The 23,226-nt window shown below is 62.4% G+C and carries 24 protein-coding genes; 7 read left to right on the top strand and 17 right to left on the bottom strand.

Translation table 11 applies throughout. From position 1 onward, the window contains the following. The first annotated feature begins 132 nt into the window (after positions 1 to 132). Positions 133 to 1,272 carry a porin gene (locus ACZYR5_RS18065; RefSeq protein WP_489090862.1) on the top strand — a complete coding sequence of 380 codons (1,140 nt, stop codon included), beginning with the start codon at positions 133 to 135 and terminating at the stop codon, positions 1,270 to 1,272. Here the strand turns inward: ACZYR5_RS18065 and ACZYR5_RS18060 are convergent. Next, positions 1,269 to 2,192: a LysR family transcriptional regulator gene (locus tag ACZYR5_RS18060; RefSeq protein WP_489090861.1), complete on the bottom strand. Its 924-nt coding sequence runs from the start codon at positions 2,190 to 2,192 to the stop codon at positions 1,269 to 1,271. The two genes, ACZYR5_RS18065 and ACZYR5_RS18060, sit on opposite strands and share 4 nt — an antisense overlap. A gap of 106 nt (positions 2,193 to 2,298) precedes the next feature. Between ACZYR5_RS18060 and ACZYR5_RS18055 the strand changes: the two genes are divergently transcribed. Continuing rightward, positions 2,299 to 2,769 (top strand): RNA methyltransferase, encoded by a 471-nt coding sequence (locus ACZYR5_RS18055; protein WP_027619228.1) that lies wholly within the window; start codon positions 2,299 to 2,301, stop codon positions 2,767 to 2,769. A 78-nt stretch (positions 2,770 to 2,847) separates the two neighbouring features. After that, on the top strand, positions 2,848 to 3,225 hold the full coding sequence (locus ACZYR5_RS18050) for a YgaP family membrane protein (RefSeq protein WP_489090860.1): 378 nt from the start codon (positions 2,848 to 2,850) through the stop codon (positions 3,223 to 3,225). 34 nt (positions 3,226 to 3,259) lie between these two features. Here the strand turns inward: ACZYR5_RS18050 and ACZYR5_RS18045 are convergent, their stop codons facing one another. Together ACZYR5_RS18045 and ACZYR5_RS18040 are read right to left on the bottom strand one after the other, a co-directional pair. Beyond that, a complete protein-coding gene (locus tag ACZYR5_RS18045; protein WP_489090859.1) occupies positions 3,260 to 4,483 on the bottom strand; it encodes a hypothetical protein in 1,224 nt (407 codons plus the stop codon). Between the two features lie 39 nt (positions 4,484 to 4,522). Next, positions 4,523 to 4,972, bottom strand: coding sequence for a YcgN family cysteine cluster protein (locus ACZYR5_RS18040; RefSeq protein ID WP_489090858.1), 450 nt, complete (start codon positions 4,970 to 4,972; stop codon positions 4,523 to 4,525). A 277-nt stretch (positions 4,973 to 5,249) separates the two neighbouring features. On the opposite strand from ACZYR5_RS18040, the gene ACZYR5_RS18035 reads away from it, so the two are divergent. Next, positions 5,250 to 5,843, top strand: a complete 594-nt coding sequence (locus tag ACZYR5_RS18035) for a nitroreductase family protein (RefSeq protein WP_489090857.1) — start codon at positions 5,250 to 5,252, stop codon at positions 5,841 to 5,843. A 39-nt stretch (positions 5,844 to 5,882) separates the two neighbouring features. Here ACZYR5_RS18035 and ACZYR5_RS18030 read toward each other — a convergent pair whose 3' ends face one another. The 6 genes from ACZYR5_RS18030 to ACZYR5_RS18005 all read right to left on the bottom strand — a co-directional run bounded on the left by ACZYR5_RS18030 (position 5,883) and on the right by ACZYR5_RS18005 (position 12,406). After that, the gene (locus ACZYR5_RS18030) at positions 5,883 to 6,815 is read right to left on the bottom strand and encodes a D-2-hydroxyacid dehydrogenase (RefSeq protein WP_489090856.1); all 933 of its coding nucleotides are present in this window, start codon (positions 6,813 to 6,815) and stop codon (positions 5,883 to 5,885) included. 126 nt (positions 6,816 to 6,941) lie between these two features. Beyond that, complete coding sequence (locus tag ACZYR5_RS18025) at positions 6,942 to 7,235, bottom strand: YcgL domain-containing protein (protein ID WP_489090855.1); 294 nt, start codon at positions 7,233 to 7,235, stop codon at positions 6,942 to 6,944. Continuing rightward, a complete protein-coding gene (rnd, locus tag ACZYR5_RS18020; RefSeq protein WP_489090854.1) occupies positions 7,232 to 8,365 on the bottom strand; it encodes a ribonuclease D in 1,134 nt (377 codons plus the stop codon). Before rnd ends, ACZYR5_RS18025 begins: the two co-directional genes overlap by 4 nt. Before the next feature lie 119 nt (positions 8,366 to 8,484). Beyond that, positions 8,485 to 9,168: a class I SAM-dependent methyltransferase gene (locus ACZYR5_RS18015; RefSeq protein WP_489090853.1), complete on the bottom strand. Its 684-nt coding sequence runs from the start codon at positions 9,166 to 9,168 to the stop codon at positions 8,485 to 8,487. A gap of 70 nt (positions 9,169 to 9,238) precedes the next feature. Next, the gene (locus ACZYR5_RS18010; RefSeq protein ID WP_489090852.1) at positions 9,239 to 10,888 is read right to left on the bottom strand and encodes a phosphoethanolamine transferase; all 1,650 of its coding nucleotides are present in this window, start codon (positions 10,886 to 10,888) and stop codon (positions 9,239 to 9,241) included. 147 nt (positions 10,889 to 11,035) lie between these two features. Continuing rightward, the gene (locus ACZYR5_RS18005; protein ID WP_489090851.1) at positions 11,036 to 12,406 is read right to left on the bottom strand and encodes a glutamine synthetase family protein; all 1,371 of its coding nucleotides are present in this window, start codon (positions 12,404 to 12,406) and stop codon (positions 11,036 to 11,038) included. 542 nt (positions 12,407 to 12,948) lie between these two features. Between ACZYR5_RS18005 and ACZYR5_RS18000 the strand changes: the two genes are divergently transcribed. Together ACZYR5_RS18000 and ACZYR5_RS17995 are read left to right on the top strand one after the other, a co-directional pair. Then, positions 12,949 to 14,133, top strand: a complete 1,185-nt coding sequence (locus ACZYR5_RS18000) for a cyanate transporter (protein ID WP_489090850.1) — start codon at positions 12,949 to 12,951, stop codon at positions 14,131 to 14,133. A gap of 92 nt (positions 14,134 to 14,225) precedes the next feature. Beyond that, on the top strand, positions 14,226 to 15,161 hold the full coding sequence (locus tag ACZYR5_RS17995; RefSeq protein WP_489090849.1) for a LysR family transcriptional regulator: 936 nt from the start codon (positions 14,226 to 14,228) through the stop codon (positions 15,159 to 15,161). 9 nt (positions 15,162 to 15,170) lie between these two features. On the opposite strand, the gene ACZYR5_RS17990 is transcribed toward ACZYR5_RS17995, so the two are convergent. Further along, positions 15,171 to 15,536, bottom strand: coding sequence for a 5-carboxymethyl-2-hydroxymuconate Delta-isomerase (locus tag ACZYR5_RS17990; protein ID WP_489090848.1), 366 nt, complete (start codon positions 15,534 to 15,536; stop codon positions 15,171 to 15,173). Between the two features lie 77 nt (positions 15,537 to 15,613). Continuing rightward, the gene (locus ACZYR5_RS17985) at positions 15,614 to 16,534 is read right to left on the bottom strand and encodes a LysR family transcriptional regulator (RefSeq protein WP_489090847.1); all 921 of its coding nucleotides are present in this window, start codon (positions 16,532 to 16,534) and stop codon (positions 15,614 to 15,616) included. 233 nt (positions 16,535 to 16,767) lie between these two features. On the opposite strand from ACZYR5_RS17985, the gene ACZYR5_RS17980 reads away from it, so the two are divergent. Then, complete coding sequence (locus ACZYR5_RS17980; protein WP_489090846.1) at positions 16,768 to 16,977, top strand: hypothetical protein; 210 nt, start codon at positions 16,768 to 16,770, stop codon at positions 16,975 to 16,977. Positions 16,978 to 17,112: 135 nt separating this feature from the next. Here ACZYR5_RS17980 and ACZYR5_RS17975 read toward each other — a convergent pair whose 3' ends face one another. The 6 genes from ACZYR5_RS17975 to ACZYR5_RS17950 all read right to left on the bottom strand — a co-directional run bounded on the left by ACZYR5_RS17975 (position 17,113) and on the right by ACZYR5_RS17950 (position 23,213). Continuing rightward, entirely contained in the window at positions 17,113 to 18,294 is a 1,182-nt protein-coding gene (locus ACZYR5_RS17975) for a pyridoxal phosphate-dependent aminotransferase (protein ID WP_489090845.1), read from the bottom strand. 48 nt (positions 18,295 to 18,342) lie between these two features. Continuing rightward, entirely contained in the window at positions 18,343 to 19,032 is a 690-nt protein-coding gene (locus tag ACZYR5_RS17970; protein WP_027619245.1) for an ABC transporter permease, read from the bottom strand. Positions 19,033 to 19,044: 12 nt separating this feature from the next. Beyond that, entirely contained in the window at positions 19,045 to 19,758 is a 714-nt protein-coding gene (locus tag ACZYR5_RS17965) for an ABC transporter permease (RefSeq protein WP_051550545.1), read from the bottom strand. Between the two features lie 39 nt (positions 19,759 to 19,797). Further along, entirely contained in the window at positions 19,798 to 20,571 is a 774-nt protein-coding gene (locus ACZYR5_RS17960) for a transporter substrate-binding domain-containing protein (protein WP_489090844.1), read from the bottom strand. Positions 20,572 to 20,762: 191 nt separating this feature from the next. Next, the gene (locus ACZYR5_RS17955) at positions 20,763 to 21,578 is read right to left on the bottom strand and encodes an ABC transporter ATP-binding protein (RefSeq protein ID WP_489090843.1); all 816 of its coding nucleotides are present in this window, start codon (positions 21,576 to 21,578) and stop codon (positions 20,763 to 20,765) included. Between the two features lie 51 nt (positions 21,579 to 21,629). Beyond that, positions 21,630 to 23,213, bottom strand: coding sequence for a zinc-binding metallopeptidase family protein (locus ACZYR5_RS17950; RefSeq protein ID WP_489090842.1), 1,584 nt, complete (start codon positions 23,211 to 23,213; stop codon positions 21,630 to 21,632). Positions 23,214 to 23,226: the final 13 nt, after the last annotated feature.

The following is a 23,226-nucleotide window of genomic DNA, read 5'->3' as shown; positions in this document are numbered from 1 at the left end:
AACCCTGAGCGCTTGAATTCGCGACGGGAAATTATCATTCAGGCATAGCCATACGAAATTCATCATTTCCGCGGCGTTTTTATTTCGCAGAGTCTGCTGCTCCTCAGCTGTCAAACACATGGAGCGTCTGCAATGAGTCATACCCCCGCGTGCAATTGCGCCCTGGCCGCCCTGTTGCTGGGCCTCGGCTTTCCGGTCGCTGGCCTGGCCGAGGGCTTCCCCTCGATAGCCCGGGTGGCATCCGGGTTTGGCTACTACAACATCGACAAAGGCTACGATGACAAACTCAAGGTGTACGGCACCGTCGATGCCTTTGCGAACTATCAGGACTCGGGGCACTACTCGGGATTCAAGGTCGCTGGCGGCGCGGCCTGGACCAACAAGCTCGGGCTGTACATGCGCAAGGCGCTGGACCCCGATACGGTGCTGGAAGTGGATGTCGAGGAGGGATTCAACCTCAATGGCCAGGCCTTCGACGAGCACTGGAAGCAGGTGGGGACATTGCGCCTGGCGGTTGCCGCGTTACGCTCGAAAACCTGGGGCAAGCTGGAGTTCGGCAAGACCTACGGCATGGCCACGCCGACCTTTGCCGATCCATTTCTCGCCACCTACGGCTCGCCCTACACCTACCTGAGTGGCCCGCCGGCCGGACGGGGTTCGTACTACCTGGATTTGCGGCCCAAGCATACGCTGGCCTACACCACGCCCAAGTACGCGGGCTGGAGCCTGGGCAGTGCGTTGAGCTTCGGCTTGAACGACACCGCCAGTTCCGGCAAGACCCTGCGCGGCAAAGGCCTGGGCGTGCAGTACGGCGATGCCCGGTGGATATGGGTCGCCTCCTTCAACGACTATCTGAGCGACCCTTGGGACGATGGCGGTCGACAGCGCCAGACCCACAACTATTTCAAAAGCGCCCTCGCGCTCTACGACTTCGGGCCGCTGGCCGCCAGCCTCAACTGGCAGCGCCAGGACGTCGACTACTCCGGGACGCCAAGCATGACCGCCTGGACCCTGGGCATTTCCGCGCCCGTGGGCAAAGCCGACGTGGCGCGCCTGAGCCTGGTCAAGCGCGACATCGATGCCGGCGACAAGGACGCCTTCGGCATGATGCTTGGTTATGACCACTTCCTGCGCCCGAACTGGGCGCTGTACGCCCGTGTTGCGCTGATCGATAACCGCCCCGAGTCGTCCGTCAGCTATGCCGGGATACCGATCGAGCAAGCCGGCGACAATCCGCAGAACCTGGCCATCGGCATGTACTACCACTTTTAGCCATCGGCCTCGGCGAGCGCCTGCGCCGCCAGTTTCGACTTGAGGCCGTAGAACAGGTCCCGGGCGGGCGAGGTCAGCGAGTGGCGGTCGATGCAGACCAGGTAGATCGGGTATTCCGGAATGATCTCTTCGACCTCGACCCACACCAGGTCGGGGGCGCGCCCGGGGGGGAGCGAGTCCCTGACCGAGAGCTTGCTCAAGGTCATGAACGCGTCGGCGTTCTCCACCAGGCGCAGGGCCAACAGCAGCGAGGAACACTCGATCACCTTCTGCGGTGGGTGAATGTCGTTGACTTCGAACATCTGGTAGAACTGCGAGGAGCGATCATCGATTTCATCCATGCTGATCCAGTTGGCGTACTGCAACTGGCGCAGCGACCGGGAATGGCGCAGGGGATTGTCGGGGCAGCAGATGACCGTCCCCTGAATGCGGTTCACCGCTTCCCAATCCAGATTCAACCGTTGGGTGTTCTGCTGCGAGGTCAGGGCGAAATCCAGGGTGCCGTCACGCAGCAACTGCACCAGGTGACTGGGACGTTGCTCGCTGATTTTTATCCGCACCCGTTGGTTTTTCGCCTGGAAATCACTGATGCACTGATCAAAACCCGGGAGCATGGCGGTCAGCGAGGTGACACCAATCGTCACCTCGCCGACGGCTGTCTCGTGAATATTGTCGGCCTCGATTTGCAGGCGCCGCATACTCTCGACCGCCATCTGCGCATGCCGGATCACCCGTCGCCCTTCATCGGTGAGCGACATGCCCTTGTAGGAGCGCTGCAACAAGGTCAGGCCCAGTTCGCGTTCCAGGTCCTTGATCGAGCGGCTCAACGCGGGCTGGGTAACGTGCAGGATCTGCGAGGCCTCAATGATGCTGCCGCACTGGTTGATGGCGACCAAGGCTCTGATTTGATGGAATTTCACGGCGTCCCACTCGTTATTATTTATCCCCTAACGATAAAGCAAGATGCCGGCCAGCAACCGATATTCCCCGTATAATCGCCCTCTTTTACCCGAAGGCACCCCGCTCGTGGCAGATAAACGGTACAGCTGCATTGGTTTGTATAACCCCAAATCACCGGAAAACGTCGGCTCGGTGATGCGCGCCGCTGGCTGCTACGGCGTGGCGTCGGTGTTCTACACCGGCAAGCGTTATGAACGCGCCGCCGATTTCGTCACCGACACCAAGCGCGTGCACTACGACATCCCGCTGATCGGCATCGACGACCTGAAGAAAATCCTTCCCCTGGGCTGCGTGCCGGTGGCGGTTGAGCTGGTCGAAGGCGCCCGCGCATTACCGGAATACACCCATCCGGACCGGGCGCTGTACATCTTTGGCCCGGAAGACGGTTCGCTGGATAAAGAAATCCGCGACTGGTGCGAAGACGTGGTCTACATCCCGACCACCGGCTGCATGAACCTGGCGGCCACGGTCAACGTGGTGCTTTACGATCGCATGGCCAAGGGCCTGAATACCCGCTCCGGACCGAAATTTCGCTGATTCCCGTCACGCTCGATTGAACGACTCGAACAGCCGCGCAGTCAGTCATATATCCATTGCCCCTCGAGGAGACAGATGATGCACGAACTCAAACGCGTAGAACGTATCGACTCCACGCCGTTCCAGAGCCAACCGGGCCAGAACGTGCACGGCTGGGAGCGCATCGGCTCGCTGGCCGGTGGGGTGATGATGGTCGGCAAGGGCCTGCGCCGTGGCGGCGTGTTCGGCCTGATCCAGGTCGCGCTGGGCGGTGTTGCGCTGGCGCGGGGCATCACCGGTCACAGCTCGGCGAAGAGTTTCCTGGAGAAAAGCCGTCAGGACATGAATAACGTGCGGGCGAAAATCGAGCGCGCCGGCGAGGAACTGGCAGCCCTCAAGGCCAATGCCGAATCGGCGACCAGGACGGCCACCGTCACCGGCAATGACTCACTGAAATCGCCGAAGGCCGGCGTCTGATCGCGGCCCCCTTGCCAGCGGCAAGGGGGCCGGTTCACTTGAGCAGGTCGCTCTGCAACACCTTCGACGGCTCGCCGATGATGCTTTCGGCCAGCGCCACGAACTCCCTGGTGCTGACCTTGTCCAGGCGCATGACGCTGTGCAGCAAGTCGTCCAGTGAGCGTTTGTTGCGGGTTTGCAGGCGAATCTCGCGATCCAGTTCCTGCAACAGCACCACCGCCCGGGCGACCTGGGCGGCACTGGCCTGTTCGCCGCGCAGGCTGCTGACTTTGCCACCGACCTTGAGCAGGTTGTCGTGCAGTACCTGATAACGCTCATCGCTCATGCCACCGGCCCGGCGCAACAGTTCGACCGCGTAGAACTCGGCAAACCCTTCACTGATCCAGTCGCTGCGGTCGTCATCGCTGATCCGCCCGAACATCTGCGCCAGTTCGCGCAACAGCGGGCTGCTGCCGCTCTCGCTGACCAGCGGCAGGCGGCTGTGCAGGTAGATCGACTCATGACCCGCCGTGCTGCCGCGCCACATCGGGTCACCAGCGCCGACAATCAGCACCTTGCCCGGATGACGCGGGTACACCGCCTGCACCTGCGGCCAGACAAAGGTCAGCAACGTCAGCACGTCCATGCGCCGCATGCCCTGCCCGCGTGGCGAAGCGACCGTGACTTCGGTCTCGCCCAGGCGGGTGCGGCGGGAGCCCAGGTTGCCGGCGAGCATCCAGCCGGTGGGCCGGTCGAACAGCCGGGAAACGTTGTCGACGCGAAAGCGGTTCTTGCCGATGCGCGGCCAGGCGGTCTCGACGCTTTTCCAGCCGCTGGGCAACTCGAATGCCAGGCGCGACACCAACTCGATGCCGTCCTGTTGATCAAGGCGCGCCGCCGGCACCAGGTCGTCACCGCGCAGCAGGGCCCAGCCTGGGGTCATGCGCGCTTCGAAGGTGTTGTTCTTGCGTGACTGGCTGATGCGCACCCGGTAGGTCAGGCTGGCCTTGTCCGCCGCCGGGTGCCAGACCCCGCGGGTGACCTTGCCCGGCGTCAGTTGCCATTGACCATCGGCCTTGAAATCGCTGTAGCGGCTGCCGTCGGCCAGATCGAAATCCAGGCTGCGCACCGCCGAACCCTGGGCCAGGGTCAGGCGCACTTCGGCCTGATCGCTCTGCGGCAACAGGCGCACGTGATAATCCAGGTCGACTTTCTTCGCCGCCCACACCCAGGGGCTCAGCATCAGCAGCGACAGCGCCAACGGCAAGCGCACAGCCATACACACTCCTTCGTGACTCATGGGTTCGGCGCGCGAGACTTAGCCTGCGCGAAAAATCAGATGATCTTCCCAGTCTTCCTCGGGCACGCTGCCCTCGGCGAGCATGCGCCCGGACTGCGAGATGCGTTCGTGGTGCACGGCATCACGATCGCCGCAGACCAGATGGTGCCAGAGCGGCAAATCCTTGCCTTCACTGACCAGGCGGTAGCCGCAGGTCGGCGGCAACCACTTGAATTCATCGGCCTTGCCCGGCGTCAGCTGGATGCAGTCCGGCACCGAATCCCGACGATTAGGATAGTCGCTGCACTGGCAGGTCTTCAGATCCAGCAGTTTGCAGGCGATGCGCGTGTAATAGACGCTGTTGTCCTCTTCATCCTCGAGCTTTTGCAGGCAGCACAGGCCACAGCCATCGCACAACGACTCCCACTCCTGCGGGTCGAGTTGCTCGAGGGTCTTGCGTATCCAGAAGGGTTCAACTTTGGCGGCCATGGTTCAAACATCTGCATCAGGGGGAGAAAAGGCCGCCAGTCTAGTGCCCAAGGCCGCTTGGGCCAAGCGCTGGCGACTGCCGGTACGCCGGCACTTGTCAGTTGGCACCGGGCCAAGTAGTTTTGCCAGTCACCACGACCCATGCCCCTATGCCATTAACGCCCGACGGCGTCGCATTGCGGTGACGTTTCAGGGTCGGCAAACCCCACTGCCCAGCCAACTGGTGCACCGCGGTTTTTGCTCGTTTATCCCTTCATCCACCTCAGGAATTTTCTCCATGAGCGCTAACCCACGTGTTGCCGATTACGCCATTGACCCGCAGTTCACCGAGCGCTGGTCACCACGCGCCTTCACCGGCGAAAGCATTCCCGAAGAAACCCTGCTGAGCTTTTTCGAAGCCGCGCGTTGGGCGCCATCGGCCTACAACTCGCAACCCTGGCGCTTTCTCTACGCGCGCCGCGACACGCCAAACTGGCAGCGCTACCTGGGCTTGCTCAACGAATTCAACCGCAGCTGGGCCCAGCACGCCTCGGCCCTGGTGATCGTGATCTCGAAAACCACCTTCACCGCGCCTGGTGCAGAAGCCGAATCCCCGGCCCTGTGGCACACCTTCGACACCGGTTCGGCCTGGGGTCACCTGGCCCTGCAAGCGTCCATCAGTGGCTGGCACACCCACGGCATGGCCGGCTTCGACCAGGAGCTGACCCGCAGCGAGCTGAACATTCCAGAAGGTTATGCGCTGCATGCCGCCGTTGCGATCGGCAAGCTGGGCGACAAGGCCTCGCTGGCCGAGTACCTGCAGGCCCGTGAAGTGCCGAGCCCGCGCAAACCGCTGAGCGAGCTGGCCGCCGAAGGCGATTTCAGCCTGTAAGCGTTTTTGGGGGGCGCGATTGCTCGGGCGCCCCTCGACTCAGTAGCCGCGGTCGAAGTCGACGATGCCGCGCAACGCCTCGCCGGCCTTATAGGCGCGCAGGTTTTCCAGGAACAGCTTGACCATCAGCGTCGGCGACGTCGGTGCCGAGCTGTGGCCGGTCAGCAGCAAGCCCCAGGCGGTCCAGAACGGATGACGCTGCGGCAAGGGTTCCTGCCGGCACACATCGATCACCGCGCCCGCCAGGTGACCCTCTTTCAAGGCTGCCACCAGATCCGCGTCAACCACCGCGACGCCGCGGCCAGCGTTGATGAACAATGCGCTGGGCTTGAATTGCTTGAACAGCGCAGCGTCATACAGATCGTGGGTGCTCGGCGTGTTGGGCAGCAGGTTGATCACGTAATCGACCTCGCCGACCAGCCGACCGAGGTCTGCCAGGCCTGCCACTTCGATGAACGGTGCCTGCTCGCGCGGCGTACTGGCGATTCCGTACAACTCGACGCCAAAGGGTTGGAGGAACTGCGCGACGCTCTGGCCGATATCGCCGGTGCCGACAATCAGCACCTTGCGTCCGCTCAGGCTGACGCCCTGGCGGTTGTCCCATTTACGTTCGACCTGGCTGACCAGGCGTGGCAGCACCTCGCGCTCGTGACCGAGCATGTAGGTCAGCACGTATTCGGCCATGACCTGGCCGAAGATACCCACCGCCCGGGTCAAGCGGTAGTTGCGTGGCAAGCCGTCGGCGAGCAGCGGCGTGATACCGGCCCAGGTCGATTGCATCCACTGCGGGGCATGGCCCTGGCGCAGCAGGGTCGCCAGCAGGTCCGGCTGGCCCAGCCACACCGGGCAGTCAGCGGCCAGGTTGGCCAATTCCGCGGAATCGCCACTGGTCAGCACCTGCAACTCGGGAGCCTGCTGGCGGAGCAGTTGGGCATAGACCGCGTGGTCGTGTTCGGCAATCAGAACGCGCATGCTTCAAACCTTCAAAAACAGGATACAAGGCCGCCACCGGAGTGTGCTCTCCGGTTCGTGGCCTCTGCCAGGATAATCGGTGCCATGGGTGCATCAGGCCCAGGACAGGGCCGGTGCAGGTTCCCGTCAAACCGGATCGTTACGTCGCAGCAACTCTTCAGGCAGGTGCTCGATGTATTCGTCTTCGGCGGGCGGCATTTGCAGGTGGTAGCCCTTGGTTTCAAGGTTTTCCAGGACCACCGCGATGTCTTCGCGCGAGAGCTTGCGCTCGGGGCTCAGCACCAGGTCGAAGGCGTGCACGGGTTTGCCGAAGGCCTGCAGCAGGGGCTCCGGCACGCGCTCAAGGGCTTCGCTCTTGAGCACATAGAGGTACATTTCGTTTTTCTTCGGGCTGCGGTAGATCGAGCAGATACGTTTCAAGGCTGTTCTCCTGCAGAGGCCAGGCTGTCGAGCAGGGCCTGGCCCATCAATTCGCGGCGCCAGCCACGCAGCGATTCGGGCAATTGGTAAGGACCCTCGGGAAAGCCGCTCTTGAGCAAGGCTTCGAGGGTTTTCTTGCGCAGCATCAGTTCCGGGGCGACGTTCAGGCGCTCCGCCTCGGCCTGACCCAGCGCACGCAGGCGCTTGACCAGAGCAGCGGCTTCGATCGGCAGCGGCTCGGGGATCGCCGGTGGCCACTGGTCGGGCGAAACACTGCCGGCCTTTTTGATCAGGTCCAGCAGGAACTCACCGTCCTGACGCACGGTACGCGGGTGCATGTCTTCGATTTTGCCCAGCGCCGAGAGAGTGTCCGGCTGGGTACGGGCCAGCGGCCACAAGGCGTTTTCGCGCACGATGCGGTTGCGCGGCAGGTCGCGGGCCCGGGCCTCGCGCTCGCGCCAGGCGCACAGTTCACGCAGCACCGCAAGTTGCGCACGGGACAGTTTCCAGGCCAGCTTGGCCTCGCGGTAGACCTCGTAGGGATCGGTTTCCCGGCGCAGGTTGGCCACCAGCTCGGCACCGTCTTCCAGGACCCAGGCGAACTTGTCGTCCGATAGCTTGGGACGCAACTTCACGAACACGTGCGCCAGGTGCAGGGCATCTTCGGCGGCGTAGCTGATCTGGGTCTCGGACAGCGGGCGTTGCAGCCAGTCGGAACGGGTTTCGCCCTTGGGCAGGTCGATGCCCAGGACTTCCGATACCAGGCGCGAATAGCCCATGGAGAAACCCAGGTTCAGGTAGGCGGCTGCCAGTTGCGTGTCGAACAGTGGCGCGGGCAGGCTGCCGGTCAGGCGCAGCAGGACTTCGAGGTCCTCGCTGCAGGCATGCAGCACCTTGAGCACCGCCGGGTTTTCCAGCAACGCGGCGAGCGGCTGCCAGTTGTCGATGGTCAACGGGTCGATCAGGTAGGCGCGCACACCGTCGCCAATCTGCAGCAAGCCTGCAATCGGGTAGAAGGTGTCGACCCGCATGAATTCTGTATCGAGGGCGACGAACGGCAGTTGCTGCCATTGGGCGCAAAACTGACCGAGGCTATCGTTGTCGCGAATCCAGTGAATATCGATGGCCACACGGCTCTCCCTTGATGAATGGCGCGCAGTATATATCGCCCCCGGCGATTTCCGCGCATCCACTGAGCGAGAGCTTGCAGGAAATCATCCTCCGCGGGACAAGCGTAGTCCGTGCGCGGTCAGTCCGGGCTGACTTTGCGCAGCACGTAGACCCGTGGCGCGGCCACGCCGGGAAACAGGTCCTGATGGGTCAGGATCTCGAAGCCCGCCGCCTTGAACTCTGCCTCCAGGGTGTGTTTGTCCACCTGAGCGCGCGATTGAGTCGCCGTCAGGCCCGCCGCAGTCGACTGGTCCAGCCCCCATTGCAGGCGCCCACCGATGCGCACACTGACGATCAGGGTGTCGCGGCTGACCCGGTAGAACTCTTCCAGCAACGCCATCCGGTGCTGAGTGCCCGGCAGGTACTGCAATAAGGTCGAGCAGACGATGCAATCCACCGCGTTGTCCGGCAGGCCGATGGCAAACGCCGAGCTCTGGAACGTGCGGATGCGTGCCAGCAGGCTCGCCGGATGATGGGTTCGGGCATGGTTGAGGCGGTCGCTGGATTGGTCGACCGCGAGGATCACCCGGTTGCCGTGTTCCGCCAGCACCGGCCAGAACCGCCCTGCCCCACAGGCGACATCGAGTACCAGCCCTGGCTCCCCCGCTTCATCCAGGGCATTGCGCAGCAACTGCTCGCTGCGCCAGCGCGCCAGGCGCTGGCGCCAACCCTGGGGCTGGGGCTCGACGCAGGCACAGCTGTACTGCTGGCCATGGCGCTCGGCGAATTCACGCTCGATAAAGGAAGGGGGATGGGCGGACATGACGGGCGACTCTTGTAAGGTATCTACCAAGACCAGCTCAGGAGCTGGCCTGTGAGCAACGCTGCAGCACTCAATCCTTGGCCAGAACGCCATCGACCACCGCCCCACGGCATCCGGCAAACATATCCAGGTCGGGGTTGTAGACCTTGCTGCTGACCTCCAGCAGACCGAGCATCGAGTGGAACAGATTGTCCTGGCTCAGTGGCTTCTCGCGGCTCAATTGCAGGCAATGGGTGTCGACCGAGAACGACTTCTGGTAGCTGTCGGAAAACCAGGCGAGCATCGCCACATGCTTCTGCTGCTCGGGGGCCAACATATAAGGCGTGCCGTGCAGGAACAGGTTGTATTCGCCCAGCGACTCGCCGTGATCGGACAGATAGAGCATGGCGGTATCGACTTTCTCCTGATTGCTGCGCAGCACGTCGATCAGGCTCGACAGCACATGGTCGGTATAGACCAGCGTGTTGTCGTAACCGTTCACGATACTTTCCCGGCTGCAATTGTTCAGGGCATTGCTCTCGCACACCGGCGTAAAGCGTTCGTACTCCTTCGGATAACGCTTGAAGTATTCGGGGCCGTGGCTGCCCATCTGGTGCAGGACCAGCACCGTGTCCTTGTCGAGGTTGTCGATGAATTGCTGCAAGCCTTGCAGCAGGATCTCATCGCGGCACTCACTGTTGGCGCACAGGGTCGGATCCTTGAGGTTGCTGACGTTTTGCATGGTCACGCGGTCGCAGGTGCCCTTGCAGCCCGACTGGTTGTCACGCCAGATCACATCCAGCCCGGCGCGCTTGAGCACGTCCAGCAGGCCCTCTTCGTTCTTCGCGGTGCTCGCGTCGTAGTTCTTGCGCCCCATGTTGGAGAACATGCAGGGCACCGAGACGGCGGTTTCAGTGCCGCAGGAATGCACGTCGGTGAAGGCGATCAGGCCGGCTTCCTTACTCAGTTTGGGCGTGGTGTCACGCTCATAACCCAGGACACCGAAGTTTTCGGCGCGGGCACTTTCGCCCACCACCAGCACGGTCAGGGATTTGCGCCCGCGAGTCTGCAAGGCCGGATTGCGCTGCGCGTCTTCACCGACTTTGACGAAAGGCTGGCTGGCCGATTTCACCTGTTCGCGCAGGTAACCGACGGATGCGCCGATGTAGTTGCTCGGCACCACCATCAGGCGCAATTCGTGGTGATTGCGAAACAAGGATGACAATCCCTGGTAGTTGATCAGCGCCACGGCACCAATGACGGCCGCGGATGCGCCTGCGGCCAGCACTTTACTGATCAACTCACGGTGCCAGCGACGATAACTGACGGGGGTTTTCCACAACAACCAGGACGGCAATACACCAAGGAATAATAGGTAAGCCAGCAACTTTAAAGATAATAAATCTCGTACTTCCGTGGCATTGGTCTCGGCAAAGTTGCGAAACATGCCGGCATCGATCAATACCCCGTACTGACTCATGAAGTACGCCACGCCGGCACTGATCATGAACATCAGGGTCAACAGCGGTTTGAACAGCGGACGCACGGCCAGCAAGGTCAGGACAATGTTGAACGCGCAGAGAATCATCACGCCGAACGCCACTCGCATGCCAATGCCCTGGGCATCGCTGCTGGTGATCTCGAACAGGTGTTGCCAGAGCACGGAATTGAATCCCGCCAAAAATAACGCGCTGGCAATCAACGTCACCCATTCCGGGCGCACGGCTTTGATTTTTAACATGAGAGGTCTGCGAATTCCTGAAGTAAGTGCCACCCGCCAGGAACGAACTATTCCTTACTGACGACAGCACAAACTTTAAGCAGCCCGGCATCAATTTTTCGTGAAAAAGAAGCCAACAAATAGTTGGCTTCAAGGTCTTGCCGTGGCTCAGGCCTGGTGCAGGTACCAGCGCCAGTCCTGCTCGCCGACTTCGCCCATGAACTGGCGGTACTCGGCACGCTTGACCGCCAGGTACACGCCGAGGAATTCAGGGCCAAAGGCATCGCGCGCCCAGGACGAGTTTTCCAGCGCGCGCAGGGTGGTCAGCCAATCGGTGGGCAGCAATTCCTTGGCCTGGGCGTAGCCATTGCCTTCGACCGGAGCGCCGGGGTCGCGCTGTTCGCGAATGCCGCGATGGATACCCGCCAGAATCGCCGCGGCGGCCAGGTAAGGGTTGGCATCGGCGCCACAAATGCGGTGCTCGATATGCCGGGAAAACGCCGGGCCACCGGGCACGCGCAAGCTGACGGTGCGGTTGTCGACGCCCCAGGTGGCTGCCAGCGGCGCGTAGCTGTTGCTCTGGAAACGACGATAGGAGTTGGCGTTGGGGCAGAACAGCAGCAGCGAGTCGAGCAAGGTGCTGAGCATGCCACCCACCGCCTGGCGCAGCAGCGGCGTGCCATCCGCGGCTTCGCTGGCGAACAGGTTGTTGCCGTGTTCGTCGGCGATGCTGACGTGCATGTGCATGCCGGTGCCGGCCAGGTCGTCGAACGGCTTGGCCATGAAGCAGGCGCTCATCCCGTGCTTGTGCGCCACGCCCTTGACCAGGCGCTTGTAGCGCACCGCCTCGTCCATTGCCTGCAGTGCATCGCTGCGGTGTTCCAGGGTGATTTCCACCTGGCCGGGGGCGTACTCGGAAATCGCCGTGCGCGCCGGAATCCCCTGGAGTTTGCAGGCGTTGTAGAGGTCGGCGAGGAAAGGTTCGATCTGTTCCAGTTCGCGCAATCCATAGACCTGGGTCGAGCGCGGTCGACCACCGTCGACGTCCCGCGCCGGTTGCGGTCGCCCTTGGCTGTCGCGTTGTTGATCGAGCAGGTAGAACTCCAGTTCGGCTGCCATCACCGGGTAATAACCGTCGGCCTTGAGCCCGTCGATGACCTTGACCAGCAACTGCCGCGGATCGGCGATAGTCGCCGGCATGCCCTCTTTGGGGTGCATGCTGACCTGCACCGCCGCCGTCGGAATCTGCCGCCACGGCATGCGCTGCAGACTGCCGCTGAGCGGGTAGGCGCGGCAGTCGATGTCACCGACCTCCCAGACCAGCCCGGAGTTTTCCACGTCATCGCCGTTGATGGTCAGGCCGAGGATGGTGCTGGGCAATGGCCGCCCGCTTTCATACACCGCCAGCAACTCATCGCGGTGCAACAACTTGCCCCGGGGCACGCCGTTGTTGTCGAGGATGAACAACTCGAACATTTCGATATCGGGGTTGGCTTGCAGAAAATCGTTGGCTTCTTGCAGGGAGGCAAAGGGACTCATGGGGACGCTCGTATTTCCAGGTCAGGCAGGCGCGCAGGCACCGCCAGTCAGGCCCCGGCGCAATACCGGGACCGCTTGAAGTCAATCAACGGGAAAGACGAACATCCGGTGGACGCGCATGGCGACAATGCCACAGCGCCCAGAAGGCCAGTTGCGAAGGCAGGGCTGACAGGTCCATAAGCTCAATCGCGGAACACAGAGGCTGAGCAGCGTCACATGTGGGAAAGCGTCGTTAAATCCAGGTTTGAAGGAGTTTGGTTGTGGATGGGCTAAACATTGCTGTTCATCTTCATTCTGCTGTGAATGCGATTTATGCAAAACAGCAAACCTTTGTGTGAGCCAGCCTGCTGGCGATGAAGTTGATGCGGTGTTGCTGATGGCCTCATCGCTAGCAGGCTAGCTCCTACAAGATTGTGCAAGCTCCATAAATCCCGTTCACAAGCCCACCGATTTAATTTCTAAATCCCGCCCCGGACTTTCTGATTTGCCGCCCCCTCCGCCCTCCCGGCCTAATTCGAGTCTCGTTGATCAAGGCCCCGCTTATGGAAAATGTACGCTCCACCTCCCGCCCCGCCGTCTGGCTGATGCTCGCCGTGGTCCTGGTTGCGCTGAACCTGCGGCCGTCGATGGCCGCCGTCGGTCCGTTGCTTTCGGGTATCCGCACGGACATTCCCTTGAGCTTCAGCCTCGCTTCGCTGCTGACCATGCTGCCGGTGATGGCCATGGGATTGGCGATGTTTTTCGGCCTGGCGGTCAGTCGGCGCCTGGGGGAGCATCGCACTGTAGTCTGGTCACTGTTGATCATCGCTGTGGCCACTGCATCCAGGCTGTTTCTCGATTCGGCCGTGGAGTTGATTCTCAGCGCAGTGCTGGCCGGCATCGGCATTGCGTTGATCCAGGCGCTGATGCCGGCGCTGATAAAATCGCGCTTTGGCGACAACGTCTCGCTGTTCATGGGCCTGTACGTCACCTCGATCATGGGCGGCGCGGCGATTGCCGCTTCATTTGCGCCACTGGTGATGGCGCGCACCGCAAGCTGGCGCATCGGCCTGGCGATCTGGGCGGCGCTGGCGGTGGCGGCGTTGCTGTTCTGGTACGCGCAGCGCTCAGCCCTGCCGGCGCCAGCAGCCAGCTCGCAGGTCAGGAGCACCTTCGTCGGCAATGCCCGCGCCTGGCTGCTGGCAATCTTCTTCGGCCTCGGCACGGCATCCTACACCTGCGTACTGGCCTGGCTGGCGCCGTACTACGTGGAGCAAGGCTGGAGCGAACAGGACGCCGGCCTGCTCCTGGGTTTCCTCACTGCCATGGAAGTGGTCTCCGGATTGCTGACCCCGGCCCTGGCCAACCGCAGCCGCGACAAGCGCCTGGTCCTGGTGATTCTACTGAGCCTGATCGTCGCTGGTTTCGTTGGCCTGATCCTCAGTCCGTTCGCCCTCAGCCTGCTGTGGACCAGCCTGCTGGGCCTGGGTATCGGCGGTCTGTTCCCGATGAGCCTGATTGTCTGCCTCGACCACCTCGACAACCCGCAGCGTGCCGGCGGCCTGACCGCGTTCGTGCAAGGCATCGGCTACCTGATCGCCGGCATTTCGCCGCTGCTCGCCGGACTGATCCGCGACCTGTCGGGCAGCTTCGAATGGGCCTGGTGGTCACTGACGGCGGTGATGCTGGTGATGATCCTGATGGTCTTGCGCCTCGACCCTCGGTATTACGCCCGGCACATCGCCTGAGCGCCTCCCCCCAAAATCCCGACCACATGCGTTAGCATCGCCGTTTCAGGCCTGCGCCGTTCATGGGCAGGCCGCTGAACGAGACGGTGTGGATGCTCAACAGTAACGTGCTGCGCAAACTCGACATGCAGGACCTGATGGTCTTCGTGGCGGTGTATCAACACGGCAACCTGACCGACGTCGCCGAGGCACTCAGTGTCAGTCAGTCGACGGCGAGTTATTGCCTGAAGAAGTTGCGCAACAGTTTCGCCGACGAGTTGTTCATCACCACCCGCACCGGCATGCAAGCGACGCCCAGGGCCGCCGACATGTACCCCCATGTGCTGCAAATCATCGACAGCCTCAACCGTTGCCATGCCGGGGTCCAGGCCTTCGATCCGACGCGCCAGGCGGTGACCTTCAACCTGTGTGCGCCGGAGTATTTCGAGCACCTGGTGTTGCCGCGCCTGCTGCAGCACTTCGCCGCGCTCGACTGGCCGGTGACCATCAATGTGCACAAGCTCGAAGCCGACATCCCCGCCGACGCATTGCGCGATGGCAGCATCGACCTGGTAATCGGCTTCGGCCCGAACTTTCATCCAAGTCACAGCGAATTCAGCTCGCAGGTGCTGCTCGAAGACGAGTTGGTTTGCGTGGTCGACAAGAGCACCCTGCCGGCGACGTCGCCCATGAGCCTGGCGGAGTTCACCGAGCGCCGGCACCTGTACCCCACGCCCTGGACCTCCAGCACCAACATGGTCGATGGCTGGCTCGCACAGCGGGACCACAAGCGTCAGGTGGTGGCCCGCGCCAACAGCTATGGTGCCGCGTTGAAGCTGATCGCCGGCACCGACTACATCCTCGCCATGCCGCGACGCATCCAGCAAGCAATCGCCACAGCACCGATGTTCGGCCACTGCGCTGCGCCGCAGGGTTTGCCGGGCTTCAGCCTGGACATGCTATGGAGCCCGACTCGCGAGTCGGACAGCGCCAACCGCTGGTTGCGCGAACAGGTGATCAAGGCCTGCACCGCGCAGGAGCAGGCCTGAAGGCTTGGATCAGCGACCGATAGCAAGCTTTTTGTAGGTGTCACGGTCGTTGTCCAGCACTTCGACGGACAACTGCACTTCAACCCCGACCGGCCATGGACCGAGGTCCTGGAGAATCGCCAGCAGGCTTTGCGACAACTGGTTTTTCGCCACCGTCGAACGGCCACTGAGCATCGACAGCCGCACCGCAACAAATCCGCGCTCACCGATACCGGTGCCAACCCGGAACGTGTCCAGCTTGATTGCCCGGCTCTTGATGTCGAACTCGTCGCCGAACTGCCCGGAGGCGACCAGCACCTGGTTGCAGCGCAGCAGCGCCAGATCAACGTTCAGCTCGGGCAGGTTGGCGGTGTATTCCATGTGCAGGTGGGGCATTGCAGTCTTCCTTAAGGTTGCGGTCAAAAACGTTAGATATAGCACGCAGTACACCTCGCGCTCCATGCGGGAAAACCTTAGACCCTGGGCGTCTCGCGGTCGCTCATGAACGCTTCCAGACGCGAGCGCAGCCAGCGTTCGGCCGGGTCGGTGTCGACGTGGCTGAGCCAGACCATCGACAGGTCGAGGGTCGGGGTCTTGAACGGGAACGGCTCCTTGAACAGATGCCCCGAAGCCGCCATAGCAGTCGCGGTGTAATCCGGCAGGCTGGCGATCAGGTCAGTGCCGGCAAGCAAGGCCGGCAAGGCGCTGTATTGCGGCACCGACAGCACCACCTGGCGGGTGCGGCCGATCTCCGCCAGCCACTCATCGGCAAAGCCGCTGACGTTGGCCGTGTGCGACACCAGCACGTGCGGGCGGGCGCAGTATTCGTCGAGGGTCAGCGGGGTGTCGCTGGCATCGGCGCGCAGGATGCTCGGCTGGATATGCCGCAGCAACTTTCGCTTGGCATTGGCCGGCAGGCCACGGGTCTGGCTGATGCCGACGGTGATGTCGCCGGACGCCAGCAGGTCGGGGATGCGCCAGTAATCGACATGCTGGACCACGAACACCACTTGCGGTGCTTCCTTGCGCAAGGCACTCAACAGCGGTGGCAACAGACCGAATTCAACGTCATCCGACAGGCCGATGCGAAAAGTCATGGTGCTGCTCAGCGGATCGAATTCGCGGGTCAGGCTCAGGGCCGAGGACAGGGCGTCAAGCGCCGGCGAGAGGTGCTGGATCAACTCTTCGGCGCGAGCCGTCGGTTCCATGCGATGGCCGACGCGAATGAACAGCGGATCGTTGAGCATGGTCCGCAGGCGATTGAGCGCGGAGCTGATGGTGGGCTGGCCGAGAAAGAGTTTTTCTGCGGCACGGGTGACGTTACGCTCGAGCATCAGCGTTTCGAACACCACCATCAGATTGATGTCGGCCTTGCGCAGTTCATTGCGATTCATCTTCCGCCCCCACTCTCCATGACTGGCGACAGTTTAGGGAGGCGCAGGGAGCGGCGTCCATCGGCATTGGCGCAGGATCAGGTCAGTGCGTTTAAAAATCCGCTCGATGACAGCAGCGTCGTACAGGCTTTTCCTTTTTTCCAGCAGCGTCTGGCGGGAGCAGAAATCGTCGTTACCCTGAGACCGATTTCGACGCATTCGCCCGAAACGAACACGACTCAAGGAGCACCACCATGGCCCGAGACAAAGCCAAGGATGACCTGCATTTCAACTGCAGCCAGAAGCACGAGACCGACTATGTGGCCGGTCTGTACCCGGAAAAACACAAGCAGGGTGTCAAGGACCTGCTGAACAAGGCCTGCAAGGAAAACACCCTGAAAAACTCCACGCACAAACAGGTGTATGCGCTGATTGAGCTGGAGTTGGGGCATAAGGTGCCGTAAAAAAACGACGCCACACCATTGTGGGAGCGAGCCTGCTCGCGAAGGACGTCAACGATAACGCGGACATTCAGACTGACCGCGGTGTCTTTGAATTCTTCGCGAGCAGGCTCGCTCCCACAGGTGGAGGTGGGATTTTCAGACGCGGGCCTTGAGCCCATCGATAAACCCGGCAATTCGCCCACAGGCATCACTCAACGCCGCATCGGAGACGGTGAAGGAGATCCGCACAAAGCCCGTGGTACTGGCGCCGAAGGCACTGGCGTCAAGCACCGAGACACCGGTGGCGCGGAACAGTTGCCAGGCAAAGTCAGTGCTCGACAGCCCGGTCTCGCGCACATCCACCAGCATGAACATGCCCGCCTCAGGCACCTTGCACTTGAGCAGCGGCACGTTGCGCAAACCCTCGACCACCAGATCCCGCCGCCGGCGATACAGCTCGCGGGCGTGACCCACCACCTGCTCGTCCAGCTCCAGCGCCTTCAACGCCGCCGCCTGGATGAACCCCGGCAAGCCGTAGAGCATGCACAGCAGCAGGTTATCCAGATGGCCGATCAGCTCTTTCGGGCCGACCACCCAGCCGACACGCCAGCCGGTCATGGCGTGGGATTTCGACAGGCTGTTGAGCACCACTGTGCGTTCGGTCATGCCCTCCAGGGTCGCCACGCTCTGGTGCGGACGGTCGTAGGTCAACTGGCCGTAAACCTCGTCGCTGATCACCCACAGGTTGTGCCGCTGCGCCACCAGGGCCACGGCTTCCAGCTCTTCGCGGGTGTAGACGTTGCCGGTGGGGTTGTTCGGCGTCGCCAGGGCAATGCCACGGGTCTTGTCAGTGATCACCGCTTCGATCGCCGCCAGGGTCAGGCGGAAATCGTTTTCCGCCGGCTGGGCAATCGGCACCAGGCGTGCGCCGCTGGCCTGGATGCTCGCTTCGTACGTCAGGTACATCGGCGCCGGCACCAGCACTTCATCGCCAGCTTCGAACAGGCACATGGCGACCGAGTACAAGCCGTTCTGCGCACCGGCCACCAATGCCACGTTCTCGGCGGACACCGGCTGTTCGAGCAACAGGCTCTGCTTGGCGGCAATCGCCTCGCGCAGGGCCGGGCGGCCGATCACGTGGCAGTAGTGGGTGTCGCCCTCGTTCAAGGCCTGCACCGCCGCTGCGCAAATCTCGTCGGCGGTGGCAAAATCCGGATCGCCAATGCTCAGCACGATCGCATCTTCACCGCGCTCCTGCGCATCGCAGGCGGCGTAGTGAATGTCCCAGGCGGTGACGGTTTCACCGCTGATGCGCTGGACCATGGACGAATATTTCATGTGAAACTCCTTGTGAGCCCTCGGGCCGAGGTTTCAATAACCTTGAAGTCAGGCCTGACGTTGGGGCGTCTTGCCGATACGGGCAAAGCCTTGTTCGATCACGATCGCCAGAATGATGTAGATCACCGCGACCACCAGCAACGGTTCATAGACCCGCAGCGTTTGCGCACGCACCAGGTTCGCTGCGCCGAGCAGGTCGGTCACCGCAACCGTCGAGGCCAGCGCCGTGGCCTTGAGCAACATCACGCTCTCGCCCGCCAGGGTCGGCCGCAACATCTGCAGCGCCCGTGGCATCCACACCCGCCGCAGCACCAGCCACGGCCGCATGCCATAGGCCCGCCCCGCTTCCAGCTCACCGCGCGGCACCGCGCGCAAACCGCCGCGCAGCACTTCGCCGACATAGGCCGACACACTCAGGGTCAGGGCAAACGCAACGTACCAGAAACCTTCACGCAAGTAAGGCCAGAACATGCTGCCGCGAATCAACGGGAAGGTGGCGAACAGGCTGCCCACGCCGTAGTAAAGCACGTAGATCTGCACCAGCAAGGGCGTGCCACGCAGGACACTGGTGTAGAACCGCAGGCCGTTGGCCAGGAACGGATTCTTCGACAAACGCCCCAGGGCCACGCCAATCGCCATCAGGAAACCGAAGAACCCCGAGATCAACAGCAATTGGAGCGTCAGCCCCAGGCCCCTGACCAATTCATTGTAAAAACTGCTTATCCATTGAAAGTCCATTACCGCCCTTCCCTATGAGTGCCGTGGCATCCAGCGTTCGAAGCGCACTTCGACCTGCCGGAAGACCGAACTGGAGACCAGCGTGATCAGGTAATAGAACGCCGCGACCGCCAGGTAGAACAGCAGGTAGTGCTTGGTCGAGGCCGCTGCCTGGCGGCCGGCGGTCAGCAGTTCGCTGTAGCCGACCACGCTGATCAGCGCGCTTTCCTTGACCAGCACCAGCCACAGGTTGGACAGGCCGGCGATGGCGAACGGCAGCATGCTCGGCAGGATCACCCGGCGCACCAGCATCAACCGGTTGATGCCATAAGCGCGTGCCGCCTCGATCTGGCCATGGGGAATCGACTCGATGGCACCGCGGATGATTTCACCCGAGTAGGCGCCCTGGACAATACCGAGCACCACCACCGCCGCCATGAAACCGTTGATCTCGACCGCGGGTTGACCGAGCGCGGCCATGGTCAGGTTGATCAGGTCGGCACCGGCGTAATACAGCAACAGGATCAGCAGCAGTTCCGGCACCGCGCGGTACAGGGTGGTGTACCAATTGGCACAGACCACCATCCAGCGCGGGCCCTTGAGCTTGACCATGGCCACGATCAAGCCGATCGACAATCCCAGGACGAAGGCGCCCAGGGAAATACCCAGGGTTTTCACCATGCCCTCGGCCAGGGCCTGCAGCCAACCGTCGGCAAAAAACAGCCGGGAAATTTCAGTAACAGTCATGCGCACACCTTCGCTGGGTTTGCTTGATTCAGCGGATCACTAAAGAGCCGAGATGTCGGTCTTGAAGTAACGCTGTTGAATCTTCTGGTACGTGCCGTCGTCACGCAGCGCTTGCAGGGCCACGTTCAAACGCTCGCGCAGGGCATCGTTGCCTTTGCGCACGCCGGCACCGACGCCTTCACCGAACAGCGGATCGAGGGGCGCCACACCCTTGCTGGCGAGCATGGCGTTTTCCGGCTGGTCGAGCAGCGGTTCGACCACCAACTGGTCACCGATCATGATGTCGATGCGGCCGCTGCGCAGGTCGGAGAGGATGTCGTCCTGGTCGTTGTAGTAACGAATGGTCGAAGTCGCGCCGTAGTACTTCTTGACGAACGCCGAGTGGGTGGTCGAACCCTGCACACCGATGATCTTGCCCTTCAGGCCTTCCGGGGTGGCTTCCAGCGGCAGCGCGCTTTCGCCGATCCACAGGGCGCGGGTGAAGAAGTACGGCTGGGTGAAGTCGATCACCTGCTGGCGCTCGGGGGTGATCGACAGCGAGTTGAGGACCACGTCCACCTGCTGCGACTTGAGGGCCGGAATCAGGCCGTCCCAGGACATCTCATTGAGCGTGCACTCAGCCTTCATCTGCGCGCAGACGGCGGTGATCATCTCCGGCTCGAAACCACTCCAGTCGCCCTTGCCGCTCTTGAACGAGAACGGCGGATAGGGTTCCAGGGCGATGCCGAACACCAGTTTGTCAGCGGCCACGGCGCTACTGGCGATAGCGGCCAGCACGCAGGCTTGCAGGGTAACCAAGAGCGTTTTTTTCATGGAAGAGTGCCTCTTTGGGAGTGTTGTTTTCGAGGTTGCAGTTACGACACGGACCACCACTGTAGGAGCGAGCTTGCTCGCGAAGATCCTGAGGACGCCGCGTACATACAGAATGTCCGCGTCATCGTTGACGTTCTTCATCGGAACGCCGCCCGGAGCAAGCTCGCTCCTACAGGGTATCCATTGCTCTTTTATCCGCGGTTATCCTGGGCCATCACAAACTGCCGGCAGCGCTCGCTGCGCGGGTCCAGCAATACCTGCTGCGGCGTGCCCTCTTCCTCGACACGGCCCTGGTGCAGGTAGATCACCTTGCTCGACACATCACGGGCGAAGGCCATTTCGTGGGTCACCAGAATCATCGTGCGGCCTTCTTCGGCGATGCCCTGGATCACCCGCAACACTTCGCCCACCAGCTCCGGATCGAGGGCCGAGGTCGGTTCGTCGAACAGCATCACTTGCGGACGCATGGCCAGCGCCCGGGCGATCGCCACGCGCTGTTGCTGGCCGCCGGACAGGAACGCCGGATAGACATTGCGCTTGTCGATCAGGCCGACTTTTTCCAGCAAGTGTTCCGCATGGGCGGTGGCCTCCTTGCGGTCCTCACCGAGCACATACACCGGCGCTTCGATGACGTTCTCCAGCACCGTGCGATGGGGCCACAGGTTGAAACTCTGGAACACCATGCTCAGGCGCGTGCGCAGGCGCTCGACCTGACGCGGGTCGGCGACTTGCGCCTCGCCGTGGCGTCCGGTCTTCAACTTCACCTGCTCACCATTGATCCGCAGGCTGCCGCTGCAGGGGATTTCCAGCAGGTTGATGCAGCGCAGCAACGTACTTTTGCCCGAGCCGCTGGAGCCGATCAGCGAGACCACCTCGCCCTCTTTGGCGCGCATCGAAATGCCCTTGAGCACGTGGTGATCGGCGTAGCTTTTGTGCAGGTCGTCGATGGCGACGACGGCGGTGTCCGCCTCGGGCTGCGGGATGTGGACGTTGGTCAGTGCTTGCACGTCTGGTTCCTCGAATTCTGGTTGTTTCGGTACGCAGGGCTGGCGCCGGGATCACTCGTCTTCGCGCGCCGGGATCCACCATTCCTCACCGCGCGCGGTGCTGATGTACTCCGGCCAGCGGAAACGGTGCGGGGCCTGGAAGTCGCTGGGCAGCAACGGCGCCTGCCAGTGTTCGCCGCCGATGCCACCGCCGGTGCGCTGGTCGAATTCAGCCTTGGCGGCGGCCAGCAGATCTTCGTTGCAGAACAGATCGAGCAAGGTGGTGGCGATGGTTTTCGAGGCGACGTCGATCATCGGATCGATGGTCTGCGGGATGCCGCCGAGGGCATTCGAGACCCAGTCCGGGTAGACGTGACCGGCCGGCGCAGCGAGCATCGGCCGCGCCACCAGCAGGCGCACGGTCGGGCAATGCCAGGTGTATTCCGGGTAGTCGTCGGAGGTCAGGTACTTCTGCCAGGCCGGCATTTGCAGGCGCATCTGCCGTTCGCATTCCTGCGGATCGATCAGTTGCTCGATGGCTGGCAGGAAAGGTTCGGCCATCGGTTCCAGGCCCAGGTTGACCTGGATTTCCCGGGCGATCTCGCAGGCTTCCAGCCCCCACTGCGGCGCGCCGATGGCGGCCAGGTTGTCGTAGGTGGCCTGGGCCAGGACGTGGTTGGCCAGGCCGCCACGGGACTTGCAGACCCAGGTCTTCTTCCACTGGCAACCGGTGGCCATCGCCGCCGCGGCCGCGTTGTTATCCATCACCGAGGAAATGGTCTCGGCCTGCTCGATCGAGTCGCAGCGCAGCAGGTACTGAATCTGCGACAGGTGCGGCGGAAGGTTGTCGGCCGTGGCCTGGCCGGCGGTGAGGATGGCTTCGTTGTAGCTCCACAGCCCGGTGAACGGCAGGGTCGAACGGCGCAGGCTTTCGTTGAGGTTGTAGAAGTGCATCAACGCATCGTTGGCCCCCGGCGCGCGGGCGGCCAGGTGGTTCTGCGGGATCGGGCTGTAGCGGTCGGCGGCGATCCAGTTCTCCGGATCCTCACAGGTGAAGCTGTAAATGTAGGCGTAGGCGATACCACAATGGGTGTCCCAGGTGGTGGTGTTGTTCAGCGGCAGCATGTAGGTCGGGTGAAAGCTGATCGCCGCGTCGAGGTTGTCGTAGTAACCCTTGGCGGCGTGGACCGGTTTCGAGGCCCGGAGTTTTTCCGCCGGCTCGCCGAAGAAGCGGATGGTGCCCTGGATACCGAATTCGAGCATTGCCGCCTTGGCCGCCAGCACCCCGCCGAGGGCACTGATGCCCAACGCCGAATGCGGGTCGGTATGACCCGGGGCGAAGCGTGACAGGCCGTCACGCGGCATCTTGCGGGTGGTTGCGGCCTGGCAGTTGCCGGGCACTGCATCATACTCGGCGTAGGTCGCCAGCACCGGACCGTCGCCATTGCTGAAGGTCGCACAGAACGCGGTCGGCATGCCGCCGCTGCCCTCTTCGACGGTGAATCCTTCCTTGCGCAGCAGCTCGACGTACCAGGCGCAGGATTTGTATTCGCGAAACGCCGGCTCCGCGTAGTGCCAGATGATCTGGTGCCAGTCAGACAACTGCTGGCGGTGCTGGTCGATCCATTTACGGGCAAATCTTTTCTGCAATTCCATGCGACTTTCTCCA

The organism is Pseudomonas sp. F007, from assembly GCF_057814275.1.
This window is presented reverse-complemented; position numbering and strand designations above follow the sequence as displayed.